This is a genomic window from Caulobacter sp. NIBR1757 (assembly GCF_027912495.1).
Lineage (GTDB): Bacteria > Pseudomonadota > Alphaproteobacteria > Caulobacterales > Caulobacteraceae > Caulobacter.
The window spans coordinates 3,057,317-3,081,671 of sequence record NZ_CP115463.1 but is presented as its reverse complement, the minus strand read 5'-3'; the positions used below and the strand labels follow the sequence as shown (position 1 = coordinate 3,081,671).

General features: G+C 67.6%; 22 protein-coding genes. 10 read left to right on the top strand and 12 right to left on the bottom strand.

Translation table 11 applies throughout. The features are described from left to right. Positions 1-17: 17 nt before the first annotated feature. From O5I81_RS15135 to O5I81_RS15095, 9 genes are all read left to right on the top strand, one after another. Entirely contained in the window at positions 18-881 is an 864-nt protein-coding gene (locus O5I81_RS15135; RefSeq protein ID WP_271065690.1) for a MurR/RpiR family transcriptional regulator, read from the top strand. A 103-nt stretch (positions 882-984) separates the two neighbouring features. Continuing rightward, entirely contained in the window at positions 985-2,910 is a 1,926-nt protein-coding gene (iolC, locus tag O5I81_RS15130; RefSeq protein WP_271065689.1) for a 5-dehydro-2-deoxygluconokinase, read from the top strand. After that, on the top strand, positions 2,907-4,745 hold the full coding sequence (gene iolD, locus O5I81_RS15125) for a 3D-(3,5/4)-trihydroxycyclohexane-1,2-dione acylhydrolase (decyclizing) (RefSeq protein WP_271065688.1): 1,839 nt from the start codon (positions 2,907-2,909) through the stop codon (positions 4,743-4,745). The genes iolC and iolD overlap by 4 nt, the downstream gene beginning before the upstream one ends. 2 nt (positions 4,746-4,747) lie before the next feature. Continuing rightward, positions 4,748-5,647 carry a myo-inosose-2 dehydratase gene (gene iolE, locus O5I81_RS15120; protein WP_271065687.1) on the top strand — a complete coding sequence of 300 codons (900 nt, stop codon included), beginning with the start codon at positions 4,748-4,750 and terminating at the stop codon, positions 5,645-5,647. A 1-nt stretch (position 5,648) separates the two neighbouring features. After that, positions 5,649-6,452 (top strand): 5-deoxy-glucuronate isomerase, encoded by an 804-nt coding sequence (gene iolB / locus O5I81_RS15115; protein ID WP_271065686.1) that lies wholly within the window; start codon positions 5,649-5,651, stop codon positions 6,450-6,452. Between the two features lie 74 nt (positions 6,453-6,526). Next, positions 6,527-7,876, top strand: coding sequence for an MFS transporter (locus O5I81_RS15110; protein WP_271065685.1), 1,350 nt, complete (start codon positions 6,527-6,529; stop codon positions 7,874-7,876). Continuing rightward, on the top strand, positions 7,876-8,667 hold the full coding sequence (locus tag O5I81_RS15105; protein WP_271065684.1) for an inositol monophosphatase family protein: 792 nt from the start codon (positions 7,876-7,878) through the stop codon (positions 8,665-8,667). The genes O5I81_RS15110 and O5I81_RS15105 overlap by 1 nt, the downstream gene beginning before the upstream one ends. A 10-nt stretch (positions 8,668-8,677) precedes the next feature. Beyond that, positions 8,678-10,069, top strand: a complete 1,392-nt coding sequence (locus O5I81_RS15100) for an alkaline phosphatase D family protein (protein WP_271065683.1) — start codon at positions 8,678-8,680, stop codon at positions 10,067-10,069. Positions 10,070-10,340: 271 nt separating this feature from the next. Next, on the top strand, positions 10,341-10,751 hold the full coding sequence (locus O5I81_RS15095; protein ID WP_271065682.1) for a YbaN family protein: 411 nt from the start codon (positions 10,341-10,343) through the stop codon (positions 10,749-10,751). On the opposite strand, the gene O5I81_RS15090 is transcribed toward O5I81_RS15095, so the two are convergent. Next, positions 10,724-11,614 carry an ROK family protein gene (locus O5I81_RS15090; protein ID WP_271065681.1) on the bottom strand — a complete coding sequence of 297 codons (891 nt, stop codon included), beginning with the start codon at positions 11,612-11,614 and terminating at the stop codon, positions 10,724-10,726. The two genes, O5I81_RS15095 and O5I81_RS15090, sit on opposite strands and share 28 nt — an antisense overlap. Continuing rightward, positions 11,611-13,803, bottom strand: coding sequence for an AGE family epimerase/isomerase (locus O5I81_RS15085; RefSeq protein WP_271065680.1), 2,193 nt, complete (start codon positions 13,801-13,803; stop codon positions 11,611-11,613). The genes O5I81_RS15090 and O5I81_RS15085 overlap by 4 nt, the downstream gene beginning before the upstream one ends. Positions 13,804-14,054: 251 nt before the next feature. Here O5I81_RS15085 and O5I81_RS15080 point away from each other — a divergent pair, with 251 nt between their 5' ends. Continuing rightward, positions 14,055-14,861: a metallophosphoesterase family protein gene (locus tag O5I81_RS15080; protein WP_271065679.1), complete on the top strand. Its 807-nt coding sequence runs from the start codon at positions 14,055-14,057 to the stop codon at positions 14,859-14,861. A gap of 233 nt (positions 14,862-15,094) precedes the next feature. On the opposite strand, the gene O5I81_RS15075 is transcribed toward O5I81_RS15080, so the two are convergent. From O5I81_RS15075 to O5I81_RS15030, 10 genes are all read right to left on the bottom strand, one after another. Beyond that, positions 15,095-16,033 carry a GDP-L-fucose synthase gene (locus O5I81_RS15075; RefSeq protein WP_271065678.1) on the bottom strand — a complete coding sequence of 313 codons (939 nt, stop codon included), beginning with the start codon at positions 16,031-16,033 and terminating at the stop codon, positions 15,095-15,097. Beyond that, positions 16,030-17,097 (bottom strand): GDP-mannose 4,6-dehydratase, encoded by a 1,068-nt coding sequence (gene gmd, locus O5I81_RS15070; RefSeq protein ID WP_271065677.1) that lies wholly within the window; start codon positions 17,095-17,097, stop codon positions 16,030-16,032. The genes O5I81_RS15075 and gmd overlap by 4 nt, the downstream gene beginning before the upstream one ends. 31 nt (positions 17,098-17,128) lie before the next feature. Beyond that, on the bottom strand, positions 17,129-18,163 hold the full coding sequence (locus O5I81_RS15065; protein WP_271065676.1) for a glycosyltransferase: 1,035 nt from the start codon (positions 18,161-18,163) through the stop codon (positions 17,129-17,131). A 152-nt stretch (positions 18,164-18,315) separates the two neighbouring features. Then, a complete protein-coding gene (locus O5I81_RS15060) occupies positions 18,316-18,903 on the bottom strand; it encodes a colanic acid biosynthesis acetyltransferase WcaF (protein ID WP_271065675.1) in 588 nt (195 codons plus the stop codon). 145 nt (positions 18,904-19,048) lie between these two features. Then, positions 19,049-19,750, bottom strand: coding sequence for a hypothetical protein (locus O5I81_RS15055; protein WP_271065674.1), 702 nt, complete (start codon positions 19,748-19,750; stop codon positions 19,049-19,051). A 15-nt stretch (positions 19,751-19,765) separates the two neighbouring features. Next, positions 19,766-20,464, bottom strand: a complete 699-nt coding sequence (locus O5I81_RS15050) for a WbqC family protein (RefSeq protein WP_271065673.1) — start codon at positions 20,462-20,464, stop codon at positions 19,766-19,768. Then, the gene (locus tag O5I81_RS15045) at positions 20,461-21,210 is read right to left on the bottom strand and encodes a hypothetical protein (protein WP_271065672.1); all 750 of its coding nucleotides are present in this window, start codon (positions 21,208-21,210) and stop codon (positions 20,461-20,463) included. Before O5I81_RS15045 ends, O5I81_RS15050 begins: the two co-directional genes overlap by 4 nt. Continuing rightward, positions 21,207-22,409 carry a hypothetical protein gene (locus O5I81_RS15040; protein ID WP_271065671.1) on the bottom strand — a complete coding sequence of 401 codons (1,203 nt, stop codon included), beginning with the start codon at positions 22,407-22,409 and terminating at the stop codon, positions 21,207-21,209. Before O5I81_RS15040 ends, O5I81_RS15045 begins: the two co-directional genes overlap by 4 nt. Further along, entirely contained in the window at positions 22,385-23,572 is a 1,188-nt protein-coding gene (locus tag O5I81_RS15035) for an N-acetyl sugar amidotransferase (protein ID WP_271065670.1), read from the bottom strand. The genes O5I81_RS15040 and O5I81_RS15035 overlap by 25 nt, the downstream gene beginning before the upstream one ends. A 2-nt stretch (positions 23,573-23,574) precedes the next feature. Then, positions 23,575-24,351: an AglZ/HisF2 family acetamidino modification protein gene (locus tag O5I81_RS15030; RefSeq protein WP_271065669.1), complete on the bottom strand. Its 777-nt coding sequence runs from the start codon at positions 24,349-24,351 to the stop codon at positions 23,575-23,577. Positions 24,352-24,355 lie beyond the last annotated feature (4 nt).

Here is a 24,355-nt window from a genome sequence, read left to right as displayed (position 1 = left end):
CAGGACGCTTCCACGGCATGACCGATTCCGAGACTCCGAGCGGCCCGCCGCCCGCCACCGCCGAAGAGCTCCGCGCCGCCATCCTCGAACGCTACGACGGCCTCAGCAAGCGGCTGCAGCAGATCGCCCGCTATGTGCTGGACGAGCCCAACGACATGGCGCTGGAGACCCTGGCCGTCCTCGCCGAGCGCAGCGGGGTGCAGCCCAGCGCCATCGTCCGCTTCGCCAAGAGCTTTGGCTATCCCGGCGCCAGCCAGATGCAGCGTCTGTTTCGCGACGGCCTGCTCAGCGGCCAGTCGGCCCTGGGCTACGGCGAGCGCGTCCGCCGCTTCAACCAGGAGGTCGACGCCCGGGAGAGCGGGGCGGGGGCCCAGCTGCTCGGCGAGTTCGTCGAGGGCAACACCCTGGCCCTGCAGAACCTCAGGCAATCCATCACCGAGAAGGACATGGCCGAGGCCGTGGCCCTGATCCGCGACGCCGAAATCGTCTATGTCGCCGGCTTCCGCCGCGCCTTCCCGGTCTCCTCCTACCTGGCCTATTCGCTGCAGCAGCTGGGCAAGCGGACCATGTTCATCGACGGCGTCGCCGGCCTTGCCCGCCAGCAGGTCCAGGGCATCGGTCCCAGGGATCTGCTCATCGCGGTCAGCTACCATCCCTACGCCGAAGAAACGGTGACGGCCGTCGAGATCGCCGTCGGCAAGGGCGCCAGGGTGCTGTCGATCAGTGACAGCCTGGTCAGTCCGGTCGCCAAGAACGCCACCGCCGTGCTGCAGGTCCGCGAATCGGAAATCCGCTCCTTCCGCTCCCTGGCCGCCTCGATCTGCCTGGCCCAGGCCTTGGTGATCGGCTTCGCCTTCGAGGCCAGCGGCCAGGCCGGCTGACGGCCGCATTCCAATAATGAAATGAATGTTGCAAACACAGAACGAATAGAATAATCGTTGCATAGTCCGGCGCGACGGTCGCGCCACGCTTTCAAGGGCCCCAATGGCGCAGCACGACAAGACGCTGGATTTGATCGCCATCGGCCGCTCGAGCATCGATCTCTACGGCCAGCAGTCGGGCGGGCGGTTGGAGGACATGGCCTCCTTCGCCAAGTACGTCGGCGGCAGCCCGACCAACACCGCCATCGGCGCGGCGCGCCTCGGCCTCAAGGCAGGCCTGGTCACCCGCGTCGGCGCCGACCACATGGGCCGCTTCATCACCGAGCAGCTGGTTCGCGAGGGCGTCGACACCACGGGCGTCATCGCCGACCCCGATCGCCTGACCGCCCTGGTCATCCTCGGCATCCGCGACCGCGAGACCTTCCCGCTGATCTTCTACCGCGAGAACGCGCCGGACATGGCGCTGACCGAGGCCGACATCGACCCCGACTGGATCGCCAGGACCCGCTCGGTCGTGCTCAGTGGCACCCACCTGTCGCAACCGGCCGTCCTCGCCGCCAGCCTGAAGGCCGCCGGCCTGGCCAAGGCGGGTGGCGCCCGGGTCGTGCTCGACATCGACTACCGCCCGGTCCTCTGGGGCCTGACGCCCAAGGAGGCCGGTGAGAACCGCTTCGTCGCCAACGACAAGGTCACCGCCGTGCTGCAGCAGGTGCTGCCGCTGTGCGATCTCATCGTCGGCACCGAGGAAGAGATCCACATCCTCGGCGGGACCACGGACACGATCGAGGCCCTGCGCAACATTCGCCGCGTCACCCAGGCCCTGCTGGTCTGCAAGCGCGGCGCCGACGGCTGCTCGGCCTTCCCGGGCGACATTCCGGACCGTCTCGACGACGGCGTCGTCGGCCGCGGCTTTCCCATTGAAGTGTTCAATGTGCTGGGGGCCGGCGACGCCTTCATGGCCGGCTTCCTGCGCGGCTGGCTGCGCGACCTGCCGCTCGAAAAGTGCTGCGAGATCGCCAATGCCGCCGGGGCCATTGTCGTCTCAAGGCATGGCTGCGCCCCGGCCATGGCCACCTGGCCGGAGATGGAGCATTTCCTCGGCCGCCGCGACCTGCCGTTCCGCCTGCGCGACGATGCTGAGCTCGAACACATCCACTGGGCGACCACTCGCGACGGGGTTCACAACGAGCTGACCGTCCTGGCCGTCGACCACCGCAGCCAGTTCGACGACCTCGTCGCCCAGACCGGCGCCGACCCCGCCCGGGTGCCGGCCTTCAAGCTGCTGGCCCTGCGCGCCGTCGATGCGGTGGCCAAGGGCGACCCGCGCTTCGGCATCCTGGCCGACGGCCGCTACGGCTTCGACACCCTGGCCAAGGCCGCCGACTATCCCTACTGGATCGGCCGCCCGATCGAGTTGCCGCAGTCGCGTCCGCTGCAGTTCGAATGCTCGGCGGACGTTGGCGCCGAGCTGGCCGAATGGCCGCTGAACCACGTCGTCAAATGCCTGGTCTTCTACCACCCGGATGATCCGCCAAGCCTGCGCGACGCCCAGGAATCGCAGCTGGTCCGTCTGGCCGACGCCTGCCGCAAGACGCGTCACGAGTTCCTGCTCGAGGTCATCACCCCCAAGGGCATGCCGGTCGACGCCGGCACCATCGCCGACTGCCTGCAACGCTTCTATGCTCTGGGCATCAAGCCCGACTGGTGGAAGCTGGAGCCCAGTGACGACGTGACCGCCTGGCGCAACATCGAGGCCGTGATCCAGCGCAACGACCCCTGGTGCCGGGGTGTGGTCCTGCTCGGCCTGTCGGCTCCCATCGAGGACCTGATGGCCTCGATCAAGGTCGCCGCCGACATTCCGATCATCAAGGGGTTCGCGGTGGGACGCACCATCTTCTACGACGTCGCCCGCGACTGGCTGGCAGGCAAGATGGGCGACAGCGCCGCCGTCGCCGCCATGGCCGCCCGCTTCGACACCCTGACCAAGGCCTGGCGCCTGGCGCGCGGCGCGCGGGAGCGGGCGGCGTGAATACGGTTCGTCTGACCGCCGCCCAGGCCGCTGTTCGCTGGCTGGCGGCGCAGTATGTCGAGGTCGAGGGCGCCGAGGTTCCCTTCTTCGCGGGCTGCTGGGCCATCTTCGGGCACGGCAATGTCGCCGGCCTTGGCGAAGCGCTGCAGGCGGCGCAGGACGCCCTGCCGACCTTCCGCGCTCACAACGAACAGGGCATGGCCCACGCCGCCATCGCCTACGCCAAGCAGATGCGTCGCCAGCGGGCCATGGTCTGCACCACCTCCATCGGCCCCGGGGCGACCAACATGGTCACCGCCGCCGCCCTGGCCCATGTGAACCGCCTGCCGGTGCTGTTCCTGCCGGGCGACGTCTACGCCAATCGCCGGCCCGATCCCGTCCTGCAGCAGATCGAGGACTTTGGCGACGGCACGGTCAGCGCCAACGACTGTTTCCGCCCCGTGTCCCGCTACTTCGACCGCATTCTTCGTCCAGAACAGTTGCTCAGCGCCCTGCCGCGGGCCATCGCCGTGTTGACCGACCCCGCCGACTGCGGGCCGGTCACGCTGGCCTTCTGCCAGGACGTTCAGGCCGAGGCCTACGACTACCCGCAGGCCTTTTTCGAGCGGCGCCTGCACCGCCTGCGCCGCCAGCCGGCCGACCCGCGCGAGCTCGATGATCTTGCAGCCCTGCTGCTGACCGCCAGGGCCCCGCTGATCGTCGCCGGCGGCGGCGTCCGCTACAGCCTGGCCGAAGCCGCCCTGGCCCGCTTCGCCGAAGCCACCGGCATCCCGGTCGCCGAGACGCAAGGCGGCAAGGGCAGCCTGGCCTGGGATCACCCGGCCAACCTTGGCGCTGTCGGCGTCACCGGCACCAGCGCCGCCAACGCCGCCGCCGAGGCGGCTGACGTCATCGTTGGAATCGGGACGAGATTGCAGGACTTCACCACCGGCTCCCGCGCCCTGTTCGGCGCCCCGGGCCGCCGGCTGGTCCAGGTCAACGTCGGCGCCTTCGACGCCGCCAAGCACGGGGCCATGGCCGTGGTGGGGGACGCCCGCACGGTGATCGAGAACCTGGCCGAGCGCCTGTCCGGCCACCGCGCCAGGGTCGATCATTCGACCGCCGTCGCCGCCTGGAACGCCGCCTTCGATGCCGTCACCGCCGCGCCGGGCGACAACGTCCTGCCTTCCGACGCCCAGGTGCTGGGCGCGGTCTGGCGCACGGCTGACGAGGACGCCGTGGTCGTCTGCGCCGCCGGCGGCCTGCCGGGCGAGCTGCACAAGCTGTGGCGCACGCACCGGCCCGGCGGCTACCACGTCGAATACGGCTTCTCCTGCATGGGCTACGAGATCGCCGGCGGCCTCGGCGTCAAGATGGCCGAGCCGGGCCGCGAGGTGATCGTCACCGTCGGCGACGGCAGCTACCTGATGATGAACTCCGAGATCGCCACCTCGGTGATGCTCGGCCGCAAGCTGACCATCGTCGTGCTCGACAACCGGGGCTTCGGCTGCATCAACCGGCTTCAGGCCGGCACGGGCGGCGCGCCGTTCAACAACCTGCTGGCCGACGCCCGCCACGAGGTCCTGCCCGACATCGACTTCGCCGCCCATGCCCGCAGCCTGGGCGCCCTGGCCGAGAAGGTCTCGACCATCGGCGAACTCGAAGCGGCGCTGGCCCGCGCCTACGCCGCCGACCGCACCAGCGTGGTGGTCATCGACACCGACCCGGCCATCTCCACCGAGGCCGGCGGAACCTGGTGGGATGTGGCGGTGCCGGAAGTCTCCGAGCGGGAGCAGGTCCGCGTCGCCCGCGCAACTTACGAAATCCAGTTGAAACAACAGCGTACCGGGGACTGATCATGACCATCCGTTTCGGCGTCAGCCCCATCGCCTGGGCCAACGACGACATGCCCGAACTGGGCGGCGACACGCCCCTGGACTCGATTCTCGCCGACATCCGCGACGTCGGCTTCAGCGGCGTCGAACTGGGCGGCAAGTTCCCACGCGACGCGGCGACCCTGAAACCCCTGCTGGGCAGCTACGGCCTCGACCTGGTCGGCGGCTGGTACAGCGGCAATCTGCTTGTCCACGACGCCGAGGCTGAGATCGCCGCCCTGCAGGATCACCTGGTCCTGCTGAAGGCCATGGGCAGCACCGTCTTCGTCCACGCCGAGACATCCAACGCCATCCATGGCGCCCGGTCGGTCCCGATGACGCAGACCCCCGTCCTCGACGAAGCCGGTTGGAAGCAGTTCGGCGAACGGCTGACCACGGTCGCCGACTACATCGCCGCGCAAGGCCTGCGCTTCGCCTATCACCACCATCTGGGCACCGTGGTCGAGCGCGCCTCCGACCTCGACGCCTTCATCCGTCACACCGGACCCAGTGTCGGCCTGACCCTCGACACCGGCCACGCGGCGCTGGGCGGCATCAACCCCGCTGAGGTCATCAAGGCCCATCCGGACCGCATCGCCCACATCCACTGCAAGGACATCCGCCGCGCCACCCACAAGACGGTGCGCGAGGCCGGGGCCAGCTTCCTCGATGGCGTGCTGGCCGGGATGTTCACCGTCCCCGGGGACGGCGGCCTTGACTACGGCAAGATCATGCGGGCCCTGTCGGACATCGGCTACAGCGGCTGGATCATCATCGAGGCCGAGCAGGACCCGGCGCTGGCCGACCCCAAAACCTATGCCGACCTGGGCTTACGCACGCTGGAGCGCGAAGCCGAGGCGGCCGGCCTGAAGAAGGCCGCGTGAAATGACCCTCCTCGTTCGCCCCCACGCCCCAGACACCGCCGGCACGGTGCTTGAGGTAACCCCGGAAAGCGCCGGCTGGGATCATGTCGGCTTCAAGGTCGTGAACCTCGCCGACGGCCAGTCGGCCAGTGAAGCGGCCGGGATGCGCGAGACCTGTCTGGTCGTCCTGACCGGCAAGGCCGACATCACCGTCGGGACCGAGACCCACAAGGGCCTGGGAGGCCGCGCCAGCGTCTTCGAGGACGCCGCCCCGGCCGCTGTCTACGTCCCCGCCGGCCAGGCCTGGTCGGTCACCGCCCAGGGCGCCGTCGAACTGGCCGTCTGTTCGGCGCCGGGCACGGGGCAGGGCGCTTCCCGGGTCATCGAGCCGACGAAGATGAGCCGCGAGGTCCGGGGTTCCGGGACCAACACCCGCTACGTCCGCAACATCCTGCCGGAGACCGAACCCGCCGACAGCCTGCTGGTGGTCGAGGTCATCACCCCCGGCGGCCACTGGTCCAGCTATCCGCCGCATAAGCACGACACCGCCACGGCCGGCGAGGAAACGGCGCTGGAGGAGACCTACTACCACCGGCTCAATCCGCCGCAGGGCTTCGCCTTCCAGCGCGTCTACACCGACGACCGTAGCCTGGACGAGACAGTCTGCGTGCAGGACGGCGACGTGGTCATGGTGCCGCGCGGCTATCACCCCGTGGGCGCCCCCCACGGCTACGACCTCTACTACCTGAACGTCATGGCCGGCCCGAAGCGGCAGTGGATTTTCCGCAACGACCCGGCCCACGACTGGATCGCGAAAAAGACCTGAGACCGGACTGTCACAGGATCATGGTCCAGGCTCGTTGGAGCGGACCAAACGAAGAATCGGGGAGGGACGGCAGAGTGTTCAGCAACCTCATCAGGGCCTTCGCGCCGGGGCCCGACGCCCCGCCGCTGACCGACCGGGAGCGGATCGACAGGATATTCCGCCACAACCGGCTGATGGTCATGCTGGCCATCACCGGCGGCTATGGCCTGGCCTACACATGCCGGCTGGCGCTGGGGGTGGTGAAGAAGCCGCTGATCGACGCCGGCATCTTCACGCCCACGGAACTCGGCCTGATCGGCTCGGCCTTCTTCTACACCTACGCCTTCGGCAAGCTGACCAATGGCTTCCTGTCGGATCACCTGAACCCGCGCATGTTCCTGGCCTTCGGCATCCTGGTCTCGGCCCTGGTCAATATCGGCATGGGCTTCAACGTCGTGCTGTGGGTGGCGGTGGCGCTGTGGGGGCTGAACGGCTGGTTCCAGTCTTTCGGGGCCCCGGCCAGCGTCGTCGGCCTGTCCCACTGGTTCTCCAACCATGAGCGCGGCCGCTTCTACGGCATCTGGAGCACGGCCCACTCGATCGGCGAAGGCCTGACCTTCCTGGTCACCGGGGCCCTGGTCTCGGCGCTTGGCTGGCGGGCAGGCTTCTGGGGGCCGGGCGCGCTCTGCGTGGTTACGGCGCTGGGTTGCCTGTGGCTGATGAAGGACCGGCCGCAGACCTTCGGCCTGCCGAAGGTTTCGGTCTGGCGCCATGACGAGTGGGACCAGGCCGCGCCGCCGCCGCCGACCACCAGCCTGTGGAAGACCCAGCTGTCGATCCTGGCCATCCCCGCCGTCTGGGTGCTCGCCGTCTCCAGCGCCCTGATGTACGTCACCCGCTACGCCATCAACAGCTGGGGCGTCCTCTACCTCCAGGAGGGCCGCGGCTATTCCCTGGTCGAGGCGGCCAGCCTGCTGACCATCAACACCGTCACCGGCATCGTCGGCGCCGTGGCCTTCGGCTACGTCTCCGACAAGTTCTTCAAGGCTCGCCGGCCGCCGGCCAACCTGATCTTCGGCATCATGGAGATCGTCGGCCTGCTGATCATCTTCTTCGGGCCCACCAACGTCTGGGTGCTGTCCTTCGGCCTGGCCCTGTTCGGCCTTGGCCTGACCGGCCTGGTGACCAGCGTCGGCGGCCTGTTCGCCACCGACATCTGTCCCAAGCGGGTGTCGGGGGCGGCGCTCGGCATGATCGGGGTGTTCAGCTACATCGGCGCCGCCATCCAGGAGAACATCTCCGGCGGCCTGATCGAGGCCGGCATGAAGACCGTCGATGGGGTCAAGATCTACGACTTCGGCCCCTCGATCCTGTTCTGGATCGGCTGTTCGGTCGCCTCCCTGATCCTGGCCACCAGCCTGTGGAAAGTGAAACTGAGGGACTGATGAGCACGCCTTCCAAGACCCTTCAGGCCATGCTGTCGGCGGCGCATGACGCCGGCGCCGGCCTTGTCGCCGACCAGCGGACGCTGGCCACCCTGACCATCGAGCGCAAGGGCGTCTCCGACTTCTTCTCGGCCGCCGACGTCAAGGCCGAGGAGACGGTGCGTCGTCACCTGGAGGCCTTCGCCCCGACCTATGGCTTCCTCGGCGAGGAGGGCGGGCTGATTCCCGGCTCCGATCCGGACCATGTCTGGGTCGTCGATCCGCTCGACGGCACCACCAACTTCCTGACCAATACCCCGCTGTGGGCGGTGAACATCGCCCTGGCCCGGCAGGGCGAGGTCATCGCCGGGGTCACCTGGTGCCCGGCCCTGAACGAGATGTTCCGCGCCGAGCTGGGGCAGGGGGCCTTTCTCAACGACAAGGCCATCCGCGTCTCGACCCGCGACAAACTTGAAGACGCCGTTCTCGCCGTCGGCATCCCGTTTGCCGCCAAGCCGGAGCACGAGCGGTTCCGCAACGAGATGGCCGCCCTGACCCACCGGGTGGCCGGCATCCGGCGGCTGGGCGCGGGGGCCATCGATCTGGCCTGGGTCTCCTGCGGCCGGTTCGAGGCCTACTGGGAGCAGAAGGTCAGCGCCTGGGACATGGGCGCCGGGGCCATCCTGGTGCGCGAGGCCGGCGGCATCGTCACCGACACCCTTGGCGGCCCGCTCGACCTCCACAACGGCACGGTCCTGGGGACCAACGCCATCCTTCACGACCAGATCCTCGAAGCCATTCGCCCACAGTAGGGAAACCACCATGACCGGACCGCGCATCGGCCGCCGAGGCCTCTTCGGCGCCACGACCCTCGCCGCCCTGCTGGCCAGCGCCCCCAAGGCCTTCGCCCAGGTGCTCGGCTATCCCCGCTGCCTGGAGGGCCCGATGGTCGGCCCGGGCGGCCCCGACCACATAACCATCTGGGCCCGGATGAGCGGCGCCTTCGAGGTCACGGTTGAGGCCAGTCCCGACCGCTATTTCAAGGCCCCGATCGTCAGCGCCCCGGTCACCGCCAGCGCCGCCGACGACTTCTGCGTGGTGCTCAAGGTCGCCGGACTGCAACCCGCCACCCCCTACTATTACCGCCTGCGGATCGGCGGAAAGCCGGACCGCTACCAGCCCGTCCCCTTCAAGACCCGCACCGCGCCCAGGGGCCCGGCCAGCTTCCGGGTCGGCTTTGGCAGCTGCTGCCGCATCCAGTTCGACGCCGACCAGAAGATCTTCAACGCCGTGGTCGAGCAGGAGCCGGACCTGTTCTTCTGGCTGGGCGACAACATCTACGCCGACACCACCGAGCCGAGCGGCATCGCCGACCTCTATCGCCGCCAGCGCAGCGTCGAGCGGATGCTGCCGCTGATCCGCTCCACCCCGCAGCTGGCCGTCTGGGACGACCATGACTACGCCTACAACGACGGCGACCGCACCAACCCGATCCGCGAGCAGTCGCTCGGCTTGTTCAAGCAGTACTGGGCCAACCCCTCGGCCGGCACGGCCCAGACGCCGGGCGTCTTCTTCAAGCACAGCCATGGCGGCGTCGACTTCTTCTTCCTCGACGACCGCTACCACCGCGACCCGACCGGCGATCCCGACGGTCCGTCCAAGACCATGCTGGGGACGGGCCAGAAAGCCTGGCTGAAGGCCGAGCTCAAGGCCAGCAAGGCGCCGTTCAAGATCATCGTCTGCGGCGTCGGCTGGTCCTTCGCCGAGACCGGCAGCGACAGCTGGACCTCCTATCGGCACGAGCGGAACGAGATCTTCGACTACATCCGCGATGCCAGGATCGAGGGCGTCGTCCTGCTCAGCGGCGACACCCACATGGGCGAACTCAACTGCATCCCGCGCTCGGAAGAGGGCGGCTACGACCTCTACGACTTCTGCTCCTCACCCCTGGCCCAGGTCCCCGACAACGACTTCTGGGAACAGACGCCGGAGGTGCGGATGCGGCCGGTGTGGGGCAAGACGGTGTGTTTCGGCATGCTGGACTTCCAGATGGGCGAGACGCCGACCTTGACGCTCAATCTGCACAATGTGGTTGGCGCCCCGCTGTGGGAGCCGCTGGTGCTGACGCCGGCCGACCTGAAGAACGGGGTGTCGACCTGGGCGGCGAAGATCGACAAGGACGAGATGAAACGGCGCAAGGCGAAGGGCGCATAGGGTGGTTTATCGAAGCTGACCCATTATACCACGAAAGTCGCCGGAACATTTGGAAAATAGACCGATATTTCAAGAGGTTGGGACCCACCCGATACCAACCGGGTGTCGGCTTTTGTCGCCGTCAATACCCATCGGAAACCACCCGAAAACCACCCGGTTCGCGGGGAATCGGGCCGATGCCTCAGATCGGCGCGCAAAGGCCCATTCTGGATATGTCTAGACATATTCATCGGGCTGTTCGCCGGGCGGCTTCAGGCTAGGGTGCATCCCGATGAACGCGCCCGAGCTCCCCGATCCGCCACCGCGCGGCAAGCCGATCAGTCCGCTGAAGCGGTATCTGCTGCGGGGGCTCGGCATCGTGATGGTGGCCCTGGCGACGGCGGGGGCGTTCCTGCCCCTGTTGCCGACGACGCCCTTCCTGCTGGTCGCCCTCTGGGCCTTCACAGCCAGTGCGCCGGAGTGGGCCGAGCGGTTGCGGCGGCATGCGCGGTTCGGGCCGTTGCTGATCGCCTGGGAGGAGCGGCAGGCCATCCCCGTTCCGGCCAAGGCGGCGTCGGGGTTGGCGATGGGGGGCAGCTGGACGGCCCTGGCGCTGACCTATCACAACGTCTGGGTGGTGGGCGGCGTCGGCGTCGTGCTGGTGGCGGTGTTCGCCTATGTGGTGACGCGGCCGTCGGCCTGACGCGCCAGGATGAGCGCCCCTTCGAGGCCGGCATGTTCCAGCGCCGCAGGGACCAGGAACCCCGGGCGGCGCACGGCGTCGGCGACGCCGTAGTCGCCGATCTCGGCCAGCATGTGCCCGGCGATGGCGGGGGCGAGGCCGGAGCCGGTCATCACCCCGCCGCCGAGCACGATGCGGTCGGGGGACCAGGCCATGACCAGGCTGGCGCAGAGCTGGCCGAGGTAGTCGGTGACGAGGGCCGCCACGTCGGGCCGGTCGGCGAGGCGCTCGCCGGGCGCAAGGCGTGCGCCGACGGCGGGGCCGGCGGCCAGGCCTTCGGCGCAGGAGGCATGGAAGGGGCAGCGGCTGGCGATGTCGTCGCCGGGGACGCGGCGGACGGGGAGATGGCCGATCTCCGGATGCAGGGCGCCCTTCAGCGTCACGCCATCCTGGGCCAGGCCGCCGCCGATGCCGGTGCCGATGGTGACATAGGCGACCGCCCGGGCGCCCTGGCCGGCGCCCATGGCCTGTTCGGCCAGGGCGGCGGCGCCGACGTCCGTGTCGATGGCGATGGGGACGTCGAAGTGGGGCTTGAGGGCGGCGACCAGGTTGAAGCCGGACCAGCCCGGCTTGGAGGTGGCCAGCATGGCGCCGTAGTCGGGAGCGGCGGGGTCGATGCGGATGGGGCCGAAGCTGGCGATGCCGATGGCGGCCAGCGGGCGGTCGCCGATCATGCCGGCGATGGCTTCGGTGAGTTCGGCGAAGGCGGCCTGCGGGGTGGTGGTCGGCAGGCGGGTCTCGCCGACCTGCCGACCGTCGGCGCCCGTTACCCGGCAGACGATCTTGGTGCCGCCGGTCTCGATGGCGGCGAAGAGGCGGGTCAACGAAGGTCCAGTCCGGCTTGGATCGTCTCGACGGCGCCGGCGATGTGGTAGAGCGAACTTGCCGGCGCATCCTCGATCCGGAATTGGCCGGTGATGTCCATGCGGTCCCGGTAGAGTCCGGCGATGTTGGTCTCCAGATAGCGGAACAGGCCCGTGGCGGCCTGGGCAGCTTCCGTCTGATGGATGTCGCGGCGATCCGGCTCCAGGCCCGCCAGCAGAATGGAGGCCTTGATCCATTCGCACTGGGGCCAGAGCCTGGCCGTCGAGCGGGTGATGCCGAGATCGGTGTTCATCTCGTCGCAGGCCACGCCGCGGCGCCGATCCAGGCCGCGCTGGCCCGCCGCATACAGCCGGCCCGGGACCTGACGCAGGTTCTGGTCGCCGGTGATCATCACCCAACGACCGAGAAGGAAGGCCCACTCGAACTGATGCCCGGGCTCGACGGTTTGCCGACCGGGCTCCCCGGCCAGCGTCCAGTCCGCATCGAAATGCTCGCCCAGGAAGCCGCCGGCCGGGTCAATGAGCCGGTCGCGCGCCAGCGCGACGATCCGGCCCGCCGTTTCCAGCCAGCGCGGGTCGGCGCTGACCGCCATCCAGGCCAGGCAGGCCTCCAGAAGGTGCATGTGGGGGTTGGCCTGAAACGGTGATGCAGCCTGTTCCCGCCACCCGCCCCGGTCATGGCCGAAGGTCCGATCGATGCCCGACAACAGTTGGAGGGCGTCTTCCTCCAGGCGCCCGGGCTCGACCCCGGCGCCGGCGGCGGTCGCCAGAGCGAGCAGGACGAAGGCCTGATCGTAGAGCAGGGCGGTATCGTCCAGGACGCCGCCGGTCTCGCTGACCTGGGTCCGGTACAGGCCGTCCGGCCGTCTGTAGGCAGCTTGCAGGTAGCTCAGGCCGTGATCCACCGCCTGGCGCCAGGGACCGCTCCAGCCCCGGCCGCCGGCCTGGGCGAAGACGTGGGTCTGGCGGGCCTGAACCCTCAGCCGCCGCGGGATATCGGAGGGTCGGCCATCCAGGCCGAGCGTCTCGTGGAACCCGCCGCGCCCGTGGTCGGCCCCCAGGGACCACCAGAGCGGCAGGGCGGAGACGTCCATCCAGCGGCGGAGCCGCGCGCCAATGTCGCCGAGCGGGGGAAGGGACGGCTGGTCGGAGGCCCGGGCCCGTTCGACCAGTCGCTTCAGGTCGCCGGCCTGGCCCAGGTCGCTGATCATCACCTGACCGCGCTCGGCGATGACGGCGATGTTGTGGACGCCGGCCACGGCGATCGTCACGCCGGGGCCGGCCTGGATGAGGCAGCCGGATGACGACTGGGCGAAGGCCGCGCCCGACAGGTTGTTGCCATCGGCGTCGCGAACCGAACAGCCCAGCACCGTGTCCCAGGTGCCGATATCGGACCATTCGAAATCGGCCGGCACGACGAAACAGACGTCCGTGTGCTCCAGCACCGCGAAGTCCATCGAGAGTTTCGGCGCTTCGAGAAAGGCGTCGCCCAGCAGGAAATGCCCGGCCTCGGTTCGGCCGCCGGCCACGGCCGCCCCCGCCGCGGTGGCAATCTCGGGCGCATGGGCCTGCAGCTCTTCGAGCAGTGTCGTGGCCCTGGCGACCAGGATCCCGCAGTTCCACAGGCAGCCGTCGGCGATCAGCCTGTCCGCCTTGTCTCGCGTCGGCTTCTCGACGAAGGCCTCGACCGGGCGAACGCCCCCGTGCGCGCTGGAGACCGGCCGGATGTAGCCGTAGGCCGTCGATGACCAGGTCGGCTTCACGCCCAGGGTGACAAGACCGCCCAGGAGCGCCTGGTCCACCGCCTGGCCTATGACCCGCGCGAAGGCCTCGGTGTCTGGAATATGGTGGTCGGCTGCCAGGAAGAGGCAGACCCCGGCCGGATCCCGTTGGCGCACCAGCCAGGCGGCCGCGGCCATGGCCGGCCCGCTGTCGCGGCCGACCGGCTCGATGACGACCGTTCCCGGGAGGCTGGCCTCCGCGAGGGCGTCCTCGATCAGTCGCGCATGCGCCGCCCCGCCGACGATGAGCGGGGGCGCGGCGTCGGGCAGGGCGCGGATTCGGCCGAGCGTCTGCGCGAACAGGGTCGGGGAGCCGGCCAGGGGAATGAACGGCTTTGGCCGATCGGGCCTCGACGCCGGCCACAGGCGGGTTCCGTCCCCGCCGCACATGATAATCGGATAAAGCAAGACCGTCCCCAATCACTCACCGTGACCCTAGCCCGTGACCGGCGTTGCAGCCAGCCGACTTTCGCTGACGCGATGGTGGCGCCGGACCCTGGCGATTGCCCCCTCAGCCGGAAACACACGCCGCTACGTAGGTTTCCTGCTGGCTGAAACGACCCCAACAACTATATGGACGGGCAGGTGGGGTGTTCGTTCTTTTTCAGGCTTGTCGAGGCCAAGGCCGCGGCGAGCTTCAGGGACTCTCGAGGCACGATTTGAAGTTCGTTCGGCAACGCGTTCTGGGCCGAAGCCTCTCCGGAAACGCGCCGGTTGCGCTGGAGGGCCGGCGCGTCTTCGCCATCGGTGATATCCACGGCTGTGACGACCTGCTGCTGGCCCTGCTGGGCGCCCTGGCGGCGGCGGCGGAGGGGGACCCCGTGCCGCCGGTGCTGGTCTTCCTCGGCGACTACATTGATCGCGGCCCCCGGTCGAAGGAGGTCGTCTCCCTGCTGGTCGAGCTTGCCGGCCAGGACGATTCGGTCCGGTTCCTGGGTGGCAATCACGAAGAGGCGATGCTGGGCTTTCTGGCGGATGTTGAATCCGGCCTAGCGTGGATCAATTTCGGCGGCCGGGCGACGATGCGATCCTACGGCGTCGAGGCGCCTGACGGCGAGGTCAGCCTTGAGGACTGGCGCAGGGTGCAGGAAGCCTTCAAGGCGGCGATCCCGGCCGACCACCTGCGGTTCTTCTGGCAGCTCGAGAGCCGCCTGGAGTTTGGCGACTATCTGTTTGTCCACGCGGGGGTCAATCCGGACCGGCCCCTGTCGGACCAGAAGCAACGCGACCTGCGATGGATCCGGGAACCCTTCCTGTCCGACCGACGGCGGCTGGACAAGGTGATCGTGCATGGCCACACCCCGGCCGCCGAGCCGTTCGCCGATCGTCGGAGAATTGGCGTGGATACCTGGGCCTATCGCAGCGGGGTTCTCACCGCGGCCGAGCTGTCCGGCGGCGATGTGCGCTTCTGGCAGGCGCGCCATGTCGAGGGCGAGATCATGACCGGGCTGTTCAAAGGCGGCTGAGGCCTCAGTAGGTTTGCTTTCGCCCGCACCTGAGGCATCGCCGGTGGCTGGAATCGCTGCCGCTGTCTCGCCACATGTGCCCTTGCAGCATGCACTTGGCCACCGCCCGCAGCTCGGCAAACTGGTCCAGCGACCGTCTGAAAACACTCATTATCCCCCCCATCGATCGCACCCCCGATGTTGGGTAACATGTTCTCCCAGATGTTTCACCTCACAGATTGAGGTGATTATGCTCACTTTGTGATGAAGTCGCGGTAGGTCGCCGCGATGCCGTCTTCGAGCGATATCGTCGGCTTCCAGCCCAGCCCGGCGAGCTTCGATACATCAACCAGCTTGCGCGGAGTTCCGTCCGGCATCGACGCATCCCATTCGATCGTCCCCTCGAACCCGACCACCTGTTTGACCAGCGCCGCCAGGTCGGCGATCGAGATATCCTCTCCTGTCCCGACGTTGACATGCTGGCTGTCGGACCAGTGCTTCATCAGGAAGACCAGCGCATCGGCGCAATCATCCGCGTGCAGGAACTCACGGCGCGGCGTGCCGCTGCCCCAGACGACGAAGCTGGCGTCGCCCCGGACCTTCGCCTCGTGGGCCTTGGCGATCAGGGCGGGAAGCACATGGCTGGACTTCAGGTCGTAGTTGTCGCCGGCGCCGTAGAGGTTGGTCGGCATGGCGCTGATGAAGTCGCGGCCATGCTGGGTCCGGTAGGCCTCGCAAAGCTTGACGCCGACGATCTTGGCCAGGGCGTAGGCCTCATTGGTCGGCTCCAGCGGACCGGTCAGCAGCGCGCTTTCCGGGATCGGCTGGGGCGCGTGCTTGGGGTAGATGCAGGTCGAGCCCAGGAACAGCAGCTTCTCGACGTTCGCCTCATGGGCCGCCCGGATGGTGGCGCTGGCGATCTCGAGGTTCTCGATCAGGAAATCGGCGGGGTAGGTGGCGTTGGCGAGGATGCCGCCCACCTTGGCGGCGGCCATGAACAGGGTGTCGATGCGGTTGTCGGCCAGAAACGCCTTCACGCGGGCGGCGTCCCTCAGGTCCAACTCGGCGCGCGGGGCGACGATGACCTCGCAGCCCTCGGACGCCAGGCGACGGACGATCGCCGATCCCACCATGCCGCGATGCCCCGCCACGAACACGCGCCGACCCGTGAGGTCGTAGAGGGCCGATGTCATGAAACGATGACCCGGTAGGGATCGAACGGCTGGTCCACCGTGGCCATCTCGGCGGCGATCATCTCGCGGACCAGTTCCTCGAAGGTCGTGGTCGCGGTCCAGCCGAGTTTTTCCCGGGCTTTGCTGGCGTCGCCGATCAGCAGGTCGACTTCGGTCGGGCGGAAATACTGGGGATCGATGGCGACCAGGGTCTTGCCGGTTTTGGCGTCGCGGCCCGTCTCGTCAACGCCGGTCCCGACCCATTCGATCTCGCGCCCGACCTCGGCGAAGGCGGCTTCGACGAAGGTGCGCACCGAGTATTTCACGCCGGTCGCGAGCACATAGTCGTCGGCCTCCGGCTGCTGCATGATCCGCCACATGCCTTCGACATAGTCCCGCGCGTGGCCCCAGTCGCGCTCGGCGTTCAGATTGCCGAGGTAGAGAACCTGCTGCTGGCCGCGCTCGATGGCGGCGACGCTGCGGGCGATCTTGCGGGTCACGAAGGTCTCGCCGCGGACCGGGCTCTCGTGATTGAACAGAATGCCGTTGGAGGCGTGGAAGCCGTAGGCTTCGCGGTAGTTCACCGTGATCCAGTAGGCGTACAGCTTGGCGGCGCCATAGGGGCTGCGCGGATAGAAGGGGGTGGTTTCCGACTGGGGGATGGCCTGGACATTGCCGTAAAGCTCGGAGGTCGAGGCCTGGTAGAACCGCGTGCGATCCCCCAGCTTCAGGATGCGCATGGCCTCAAGCAGGCGAAGCGGGCCGATGGCGTCGGCGTTGGCCGTGTACTCCGGCGTCTCGAAGCTGACGGCGACGTGGCTCTGGGCGGCCAGGTTGTAGATCTCGTCCGGATTGGTTTCCTGGACGATGCGGATCAGGCCGGTCGAATCGGTCATGTCGCCGTAGTGCATGTGGAACCGCGTCGGTCCGTCATGCGGGTCGCTGTAGATGTCGTCGACGCGCTGGGTATTGAAACTGGAGGCCCGGCGTTTGACGCCATGGACTTCATAGCCCTTGTCCAGCAGCAGGCGCGCCAGATAGGCCCCATCCTGTCCGGTCACACCGGTGATCAACGCACGCTTCATTCAAATTCCCCAGGGTAATGCGCCGGAAGGCCTAGCGCCGGTCAGACAGCCGGTTCAGCGCCGCGACCGCGCCGTCGATATCCCCGTTGCGGACCGAGTGATTGGTGTCCGGCTGGGCCATCAGCAACGCATGAACATCAGACTCGGCTGGCCCGACAAACAGGCAAGGGCGATGGCTGTCCAGGCAGGCGTAGGTCTTGGACGGGAAGACGTAGCCCCAAAAGGGGTCGCCGAGCAAGATCAGGTGGGCGTCCGCCGCCATCAGGACCGCCGGCAGCTCGTCGAGCGGAACCGGCCCGGATATGTGGATGGGAAGTCCGTGGGTCTCGCAGTAGGCGCGCAGCCTCTCCACACCCACGCCGGTGGCGTTCAACCACAGCCGGACCCGATTGGGGCCCGTCTGGACGTGAATCCGATAGGCCTCCGCGAAGGTCTCCCAGTCGTGGGCGAAGCCCAGATTGCCGGAGTAGAGCAGGACGCAGGCGTCGTCCGCGAAGGGACGCGGCGCCGGCGCGATGCCGGGCTCCAGCCGGACCGGCGAGGTGTCTCGGACGATCTCGATATTGCTCTCCGGCACGCCGCTCTCGATCAGCCGCGCCTTCTGGCACCAGCTCAGCGCCTCGATCCGGTCGGCCCGGCGGCGCAGGGCATGGATCAGGGGCGTCATAGGGCGAAGAAACCGCGCCTTGCCGGCGGCGAAGGCGGTTTCCGGATAGAAGTCGGTGATCCGGTAGGTGATCGTGTGCCGGGGGTTCAGAAGCCGCCAGAACAGGATCATGTAGGAAATGAACGGCGGCGAGCCGGTGACCTTGATTTCGCAGTCGGGGTAGGTCCGCGCGGTCCTGGCGGTCTGGCCCAGCAGTCTGAAATTGGTCCTGATCGCCCACAGGGCGCGCGTCAGCAGGGAGGCGCGGTTCGGGCGCTTCGCGGCGAGGCGGGTAATGGTCAGCCGGCCATCGGCGAACGCCTCTTCTTCCACACCGGGCTTCTCGCCCAGGCCAATGAGGTGAACCCGGCCGCCGGCCTCGGCGGCTTCCCGGGCGCGGAGCAGCTCATATTGGCCCACCGCGCCAAAGGCGGGGGGTAACCAATCGCAAACAACTATGAGCGGTCTCGACATTTACCAACAACTCTCGAATGTTCTTCCGCAACTTAGTCTGCCGCATAGGATTAGCCGTCAGGTGCAACACGTATAGATAACCGCGAAGGGCGCGATATTCATAGATGTTTCAGAGTATTTTTGCCGTTTCCTGATCGGGCGGATATGACCTTGGCGGGATTGCCCGCGACTACGTTCAAGGCTTCAACATCCTTGGTCACCACGGCCCGCGCGGCCACCACCACGCCCTGGTTCAACCTGACCCCGGCGCCGACAAAGGCTTCCGCCGCCACCCAGGCGTTGGCTCCGACCGTGATGTCGCCCGCGACGAGGTCGAAGCTGGGTGAATTGACGTCGTGGGAGGCGCTGCAGAGATAGGCGCGCTGGCTGATGATGGCGCCGTCCTCGATGGCAATGCGCGCCACGCAATAGAGATCGGCCCCGTCGCCGACGGTGACGCCCTTGCCGACTGACAGGTTCCACGGGGCCCACACGCGAACGCCGGGATAGATCGCCGATCCGGCTCCGACCTGGGCGCCGAACAGCCGCAGCAGCAGCCTGCGCCAGGCGTGCAGGGGAACGGGCGAGAGCCTGAACAGCAACAGCCAGACCACGCCCCACAGGCCGCGCCGCAGCTTGTCCGGCAGGCTGGGCGGCGCAAGGCGGTGCAGCGGCGACGGGGGCGGGGCGGAGGGGGTGATCGTCACGTCCTTATCCAGTACCTGGGGAAGGGTCTGCTTCGACGCCTCCCATACCGCCGAACCCTGGCGGAACGATGTAACCTGAAACGCCGGCCGGGAGGAGCGGATTTCGCCCAGGCCCGGGACGACTCCGTTGCCGGCGCTCCGGTCTTCAGGCGGCGGAGGGACCCCGCTCGACCGCCGCGACGACCCGGAACATGTAGTCCGGATGGCCTGGCACGGTGGAGCGGAACAGGACGCCGTCGAAGGATTTCATCGTCAGCCCGAGGCGCTGAAACATCTGTCCGTAGAACTGCTCGGCGAATTCGGGCGTCAGGCTTTCCGCGTCACGGCCGTAGAACGCCGCGCGCCGCTCGAACCAGGCGTCGTGCTCCACCATGCCATAGTCGTCGTTGGGGGCGCTGGGCTTGGCTCTGTAGGGGTTCAGGTTGACGTAGAACACCAGCACGCCGGTCTTGGCCAGGATCCGCAGGGCGCGCGGAAGCGCCTCGAAATGCTCGCAGTAGTCCCCGTAGATGCCCTGGGGATTGTCGAGGCAGATCAGGCCGAATGTGTCACCCGGCTCGGGCTCATGGGCGATGCTGTCGACCTGCCGCACCTTCGCCGTGGGGATGTTCCGCTCGAGATCGGGAATATACTTCGCGTTGATCTCCCAGCATTCCATCTCGTCGACCATGCGGGCGATATGGCCGGTGAACCAGCTGCCGTCCCGCGCGAACATTTCGAGGCCTCGCAACGGCCTCTCCAGGTCGGCGCACCGCGCCTGCACCATCCGCAGGAAGTCGTCGAGCTGCCCCTGGGCGGTCTTGCCGGCGTCTTGCTGACCGGCGGTGGCAATGTCGTTTGGTGTCATTCGAGGAGATCTTTCCTAAGGCGTCGGGGCGGGCCGGCAAGTCGACAGAAAGGCCTTCACCGGCTCCGGTCCCATGGTCATCAGGGGATCGATGATGCTGAGGCCGATGTTGGGGATCGGATCGGGCGCGAGCCGCACGTCCATGATCTCAAGACGAATTCCCGACCGAGCGTAGGTTTCCTTGGTCTGGTAGGCGTCGGCGCCGGCGCCGGAGATATAGGCCTCGGCGGCCAGTTGCGAGCCGATGTGCGCCAGGCGTTCGTCCGAGATGGCGCTGACAGCGAACTCACTGGAAAAGCGGAACGGCGTCCGGATGTCGAGAAGGTCCGCGACGGCGCGCAGGAAGCCCATGTTGAACTCGACCAGGGAGTCCCCCTCGTAGGCATAACAGGCCTCCAGGATCGGATAGATGTCGCTGAAGCAGGCCGCCTTACGATAACGGTCCTTGAGGACGTTCAGGTGACGGGCCCGCCATTTGCCATCGGCCAGCCCGAGCCGGACCTGGTTGATCGTGGACGGAAACTCCGAACGCGTCGGCGTTGAAAGCCAGGTTGGCTCCCCTTCCGAGGCCCCGCGAATTCGGGTCCGCGAAACATAACTCTGTCCGCCCGGCATCTGGACATCGTCCAGGATCACAAACACGTCGGCCGTATGCAGCTTGGCGAAATAGCCGATCCACGGGCAGAAATTTGGCTGGTGGGCGGCGAACTTCATCCGGCCCTGCCCGCGCCCGGCGCCCGGCGTTCGATGAGGGAGGGGTCGTAGGATTTGCAGTTGCGCCCCACGTCGGCGACCTGCTGCTCGAGGCGGTGGCCCAGCCACCTGTTCAGGCGGGCTGTCGGCGTCTCTTCCACGTCGATGCACCACCAGATCGGATGGGTCAGGAGCTGCATGGCGGCGGCGCGGGCGAAGGCCTCCGAATCCAGCGGATGGCCGAAGCGCCACGCCCCCTGGGAGTCGGAATAGTAGGCGATCGCCTCCACGAACTGCGGCTGGTAGGTGTGCGGCCGCCCGGCGAAATGGCCTGGCCGCCCGACCAGGCTCGGCGCCGGCCTGTGGAAGCTTATGCTGCGGACCGGCGCGTCGGCGACGCTCTCCAGCAGCATCCGCTCGCGCTCGGCCTGTTCCTCGAGCTGCGGCCCCTCGGGGTACAGGCTGGCGTCGAAATGCAGCCCGATGGCGTGCCCCAGGGCTGAAAGCCGCCTCAGGTCGTCGCGCACGGCGGGGTCGAGGATATTGTAGAACGGGCTGGTGACCAGGAAGTAGAAGGTGCTCCTGTAGCCGACATCGATCTCTGCGCGGGCGATCGGCGCGCAGTACTCGGGGCTGAAATCCACGTCATGGCGCAGGAAGACATGGCGCCGCCCGGCGTCCAGCGCCTCCAGGTCCACCGCCTCGTAACCGGCGTCGGAAAAGGCCGTCAGAAGCGCGCCGTAACCGGCGGTGGTGAAGGCCCTCATGACGCGGCCCCGCGCGGCGCGTCGTCGGTCGTGTCCGGCGATAGCTGGGCGATCAGGCTATCGACCTTGCGCAGGTTTTCGACATAGCTGTGCTCCAGCGCGAAGCCGCACCTTTTCAGTTGGTTGGCGGGGGCGTTGGCCTCGGCGAGATTGGCGATCGTGCGCTCCAGGAGGGCGGGCAGGTCCCGATTGGTATGGTCGCTCGCCATGACGAACAGATCCGAGCCGACGTAGGGCAGGACCCTGGTGGTCACGATGACCTTGCCGGTGGCGAGATACTCCAGCAGCTTGTGGGCGCCGATCATGCCGCCGAGCTCCGGCGTGCAGTGGAAGATCATCGTCCAGACGTCCACCTGATCGGCCCACCCCAGCATCTCCGTCGGGGAGAGGAGTCCGGTCAGCCGGCAGTTGGGATAGTCCTTGAGCCTCGAAACCGGCGTCGGCACACCCTCGCGCTCGAGCGTAAAGGGTCCGATGAAGACGAAATCGAGCCCGGGATTGGCCTCGATCAGCGCGAAGGTTGTCGGCCAGTCAAAGTCGGGATGATCCAGATGGCCGACATAGCCGACCAGCGGCCGACCGGACTGACGGGCGGGCAGGCCGCCGGACCGCACGAGCTGGCGGGCGTAGGCGGCGTATTCCCGGTTCAACCCGTGCGGCAGCAGCATGACGTTCCGGTTCGTCGTCTCCAGGGCGTCGAGGAAGTGCTGGGACACCGCCAGCAGCAGGTCCGCATTCTTGTCGCCGCTTCGGCCGACCACGAGTTCGTCGACCGGGTGGAAGATCTTCAGCGCCGGTCCGAAGGCCCGAAGGTCGGCGAACTGGTAGGCGTTGTCGAAGTCCCAGACGATGTCGGGCGCATCGCCGATCGCCTTGGTGATCATCCGCGCCTGCCGGCGCATGCCGTGGTCGAACACCATCCTGGACCGGAACTTGATCCAGTAGGGAAACCACGGCCGATAGGAGACCCGGCGCACCCCTTCGATCTCCGTCGGCAGGATCTGGACCTCGCCCGATGGACCGGTGGCGCGCGGCGGCTCGATGAAGAACACCCTGTGCCCAAGCGCGGCCAGCTCGGCGGCATAGTGGTGCTTGGAGACCTTGATGCCGTCCCACGGCTGGGGCGACAGCAGGTAGATCGTCCTTTGCGGCCCGAAGAGCATGGCCGGGGGGCTCAGCCCCTGAGCGAGCGCAGCCATCGCACGGGCCCCCCAAACGTCTTCAGCGCCTTGAAATAGAGGCGCCTCTGGTCGAGATCGGTCCCGTAGTCCTCGTGGGCATGGTTCGGCTGGGTCAGCACCGCCTCGAATTCCGGGCCGCTGAAGCCCAGTTTCTTCGCCACATACTGCTTGTCCTGTTCCTGCAGCCGCTCGTCATAGGGCGGCTGCTGAAGCTCGGCCAGGGCCTGCTCGCGGGTGATTTGGCCGGACAGGATCAGGCTCGAGAGGTGGGCCTTGCGTTTGTCGATGCCGAATTTCTTCGGCAGGATGTAGCCTTGGTAGAACCGGGTGAAGACGGACTCGTGGTGCTTGCCCCCGTAGTCCCTCCAGCCGAAATCCGTCGCCAGGAGGCGGGTCGCCGCGCTCTTGTCGTAGTCGACCAGCTCCAGAAGCGCGGCGCTTGAAATTCTGCGGACACGATCGAAGTAGACCTGTTGCCACAGCCCAAGCGACGGGAGCTTTCGGAGGGGGCGATCCCCGAAGCGCTTGTGGATGGCCTTCAGGTTAACCAGGTCGAGCTTGCGATAGTACCAGGCCTTGGGCAGCAACCACTCGGTGGCGCTGTTGGTGCCGGAGAGCACGTACTTGATCCCCTTGCGCGCTGCGATCCTGTAGAGGGCCCCCATGATCATGTGGTCTGTGGGAACCTCGAGGTCGAGGACGGACGCCTTGAAGTAGGCCCGCTGCACGTCCCGAAACTCTTCCCAATCCATGACGAAGGTCTCGAGGTCGTAGCCCAGACCCGAGACGAGCTTTTCGATGTTGCTGACGGCCAGTTCCGAGTTCCAGCCGTTGTCGAAATGCATGACCAGGGGCCGCAGCCCATGCTGCTTGGCGACGTAGGCCAGGTAGGAACTGTCGACGCCCCCGCTGAGCCCCAGCACGCAGTCGTATCGCTTGCCCCGCCCGGACCGCTTGATCGCCTCAAGCGTCGTGGCCAGCGTGGCGTCCCGCGCCTCGCGGGTCGGCAGGGCCGCCTTGAAGGCCTGATACTCGTGCCAGTAGTTGCTGACGCCGGCGTCGTCGAAGGTGATGTCCGGGTCGGTGGTGTCCATCACGGTCCTGGTGCAGACCTGGAACACACCGCCTCCATCCTTGAGGTTGCCAGCGTCGTCCTGGCGCCAACTCCCGGCCACTGCCATTTTCAACTCAGCCTTTCAAAAACTTTACTACACAACTCATTTTGAGTGGGGTAGGATATAAGAACACCGTTAGATGACGCCTGATATACAAAAAGACTTCCCGCCGCCGCGGCCGAGCATCCGCCCTCGACCACCGCCGCGCGGAAATCGTCGAGTTGGCGCGCGCCGCCGCAGGCCACGACCGGAACGTCGACGGCGTCCGCGATCGCGCGCAGCATCGGCAGATCATAGCCCGCCGAGGTTCCATCACGGTCCACCGAATAGACCAGCAATTCGCCGGCCCCGGCCTCCACCACGCGGCGCGCGGTCTCGACCGGGGAGGGGGACCCGGCGCCCGGGGCGGTCCCCGCCCGAAGCCGGTATCCGCCCAGCAACCGCCGCTCCACCTGCAGGCAGACCACGACCGCCTGGGACCCGTAACGCATCGCGGCCCGCTGAACCAGATCGGTTCCCTCGGAAACCGCCGAGGAGAGGACGACCTTCTCGATGCCGCATCCGTAGAGCCGTTCGATCTGTTCCATCGACCGGATGCCGCCGCCGTAGGCGATGGGCATGAAGGCCTCGCTGACGATATCCTCGACGAAGCTGTAGTTCGGCTCGCGACCCTGGCGTGTCGCGTCGATGTCGAGCAGCACCAGTTCGTCGACCTCCTTGGTGTTGAAGATCCGCACCGCGTTGATGGGGTCGCCGATGTAGGTCCGCTTGCCGAAGCGCACGGTCTTCACGAGGCGACCGCGTCCGTCGATCAGCAGGGTCGGGATGATTCTTACGGTTCTCATGGCC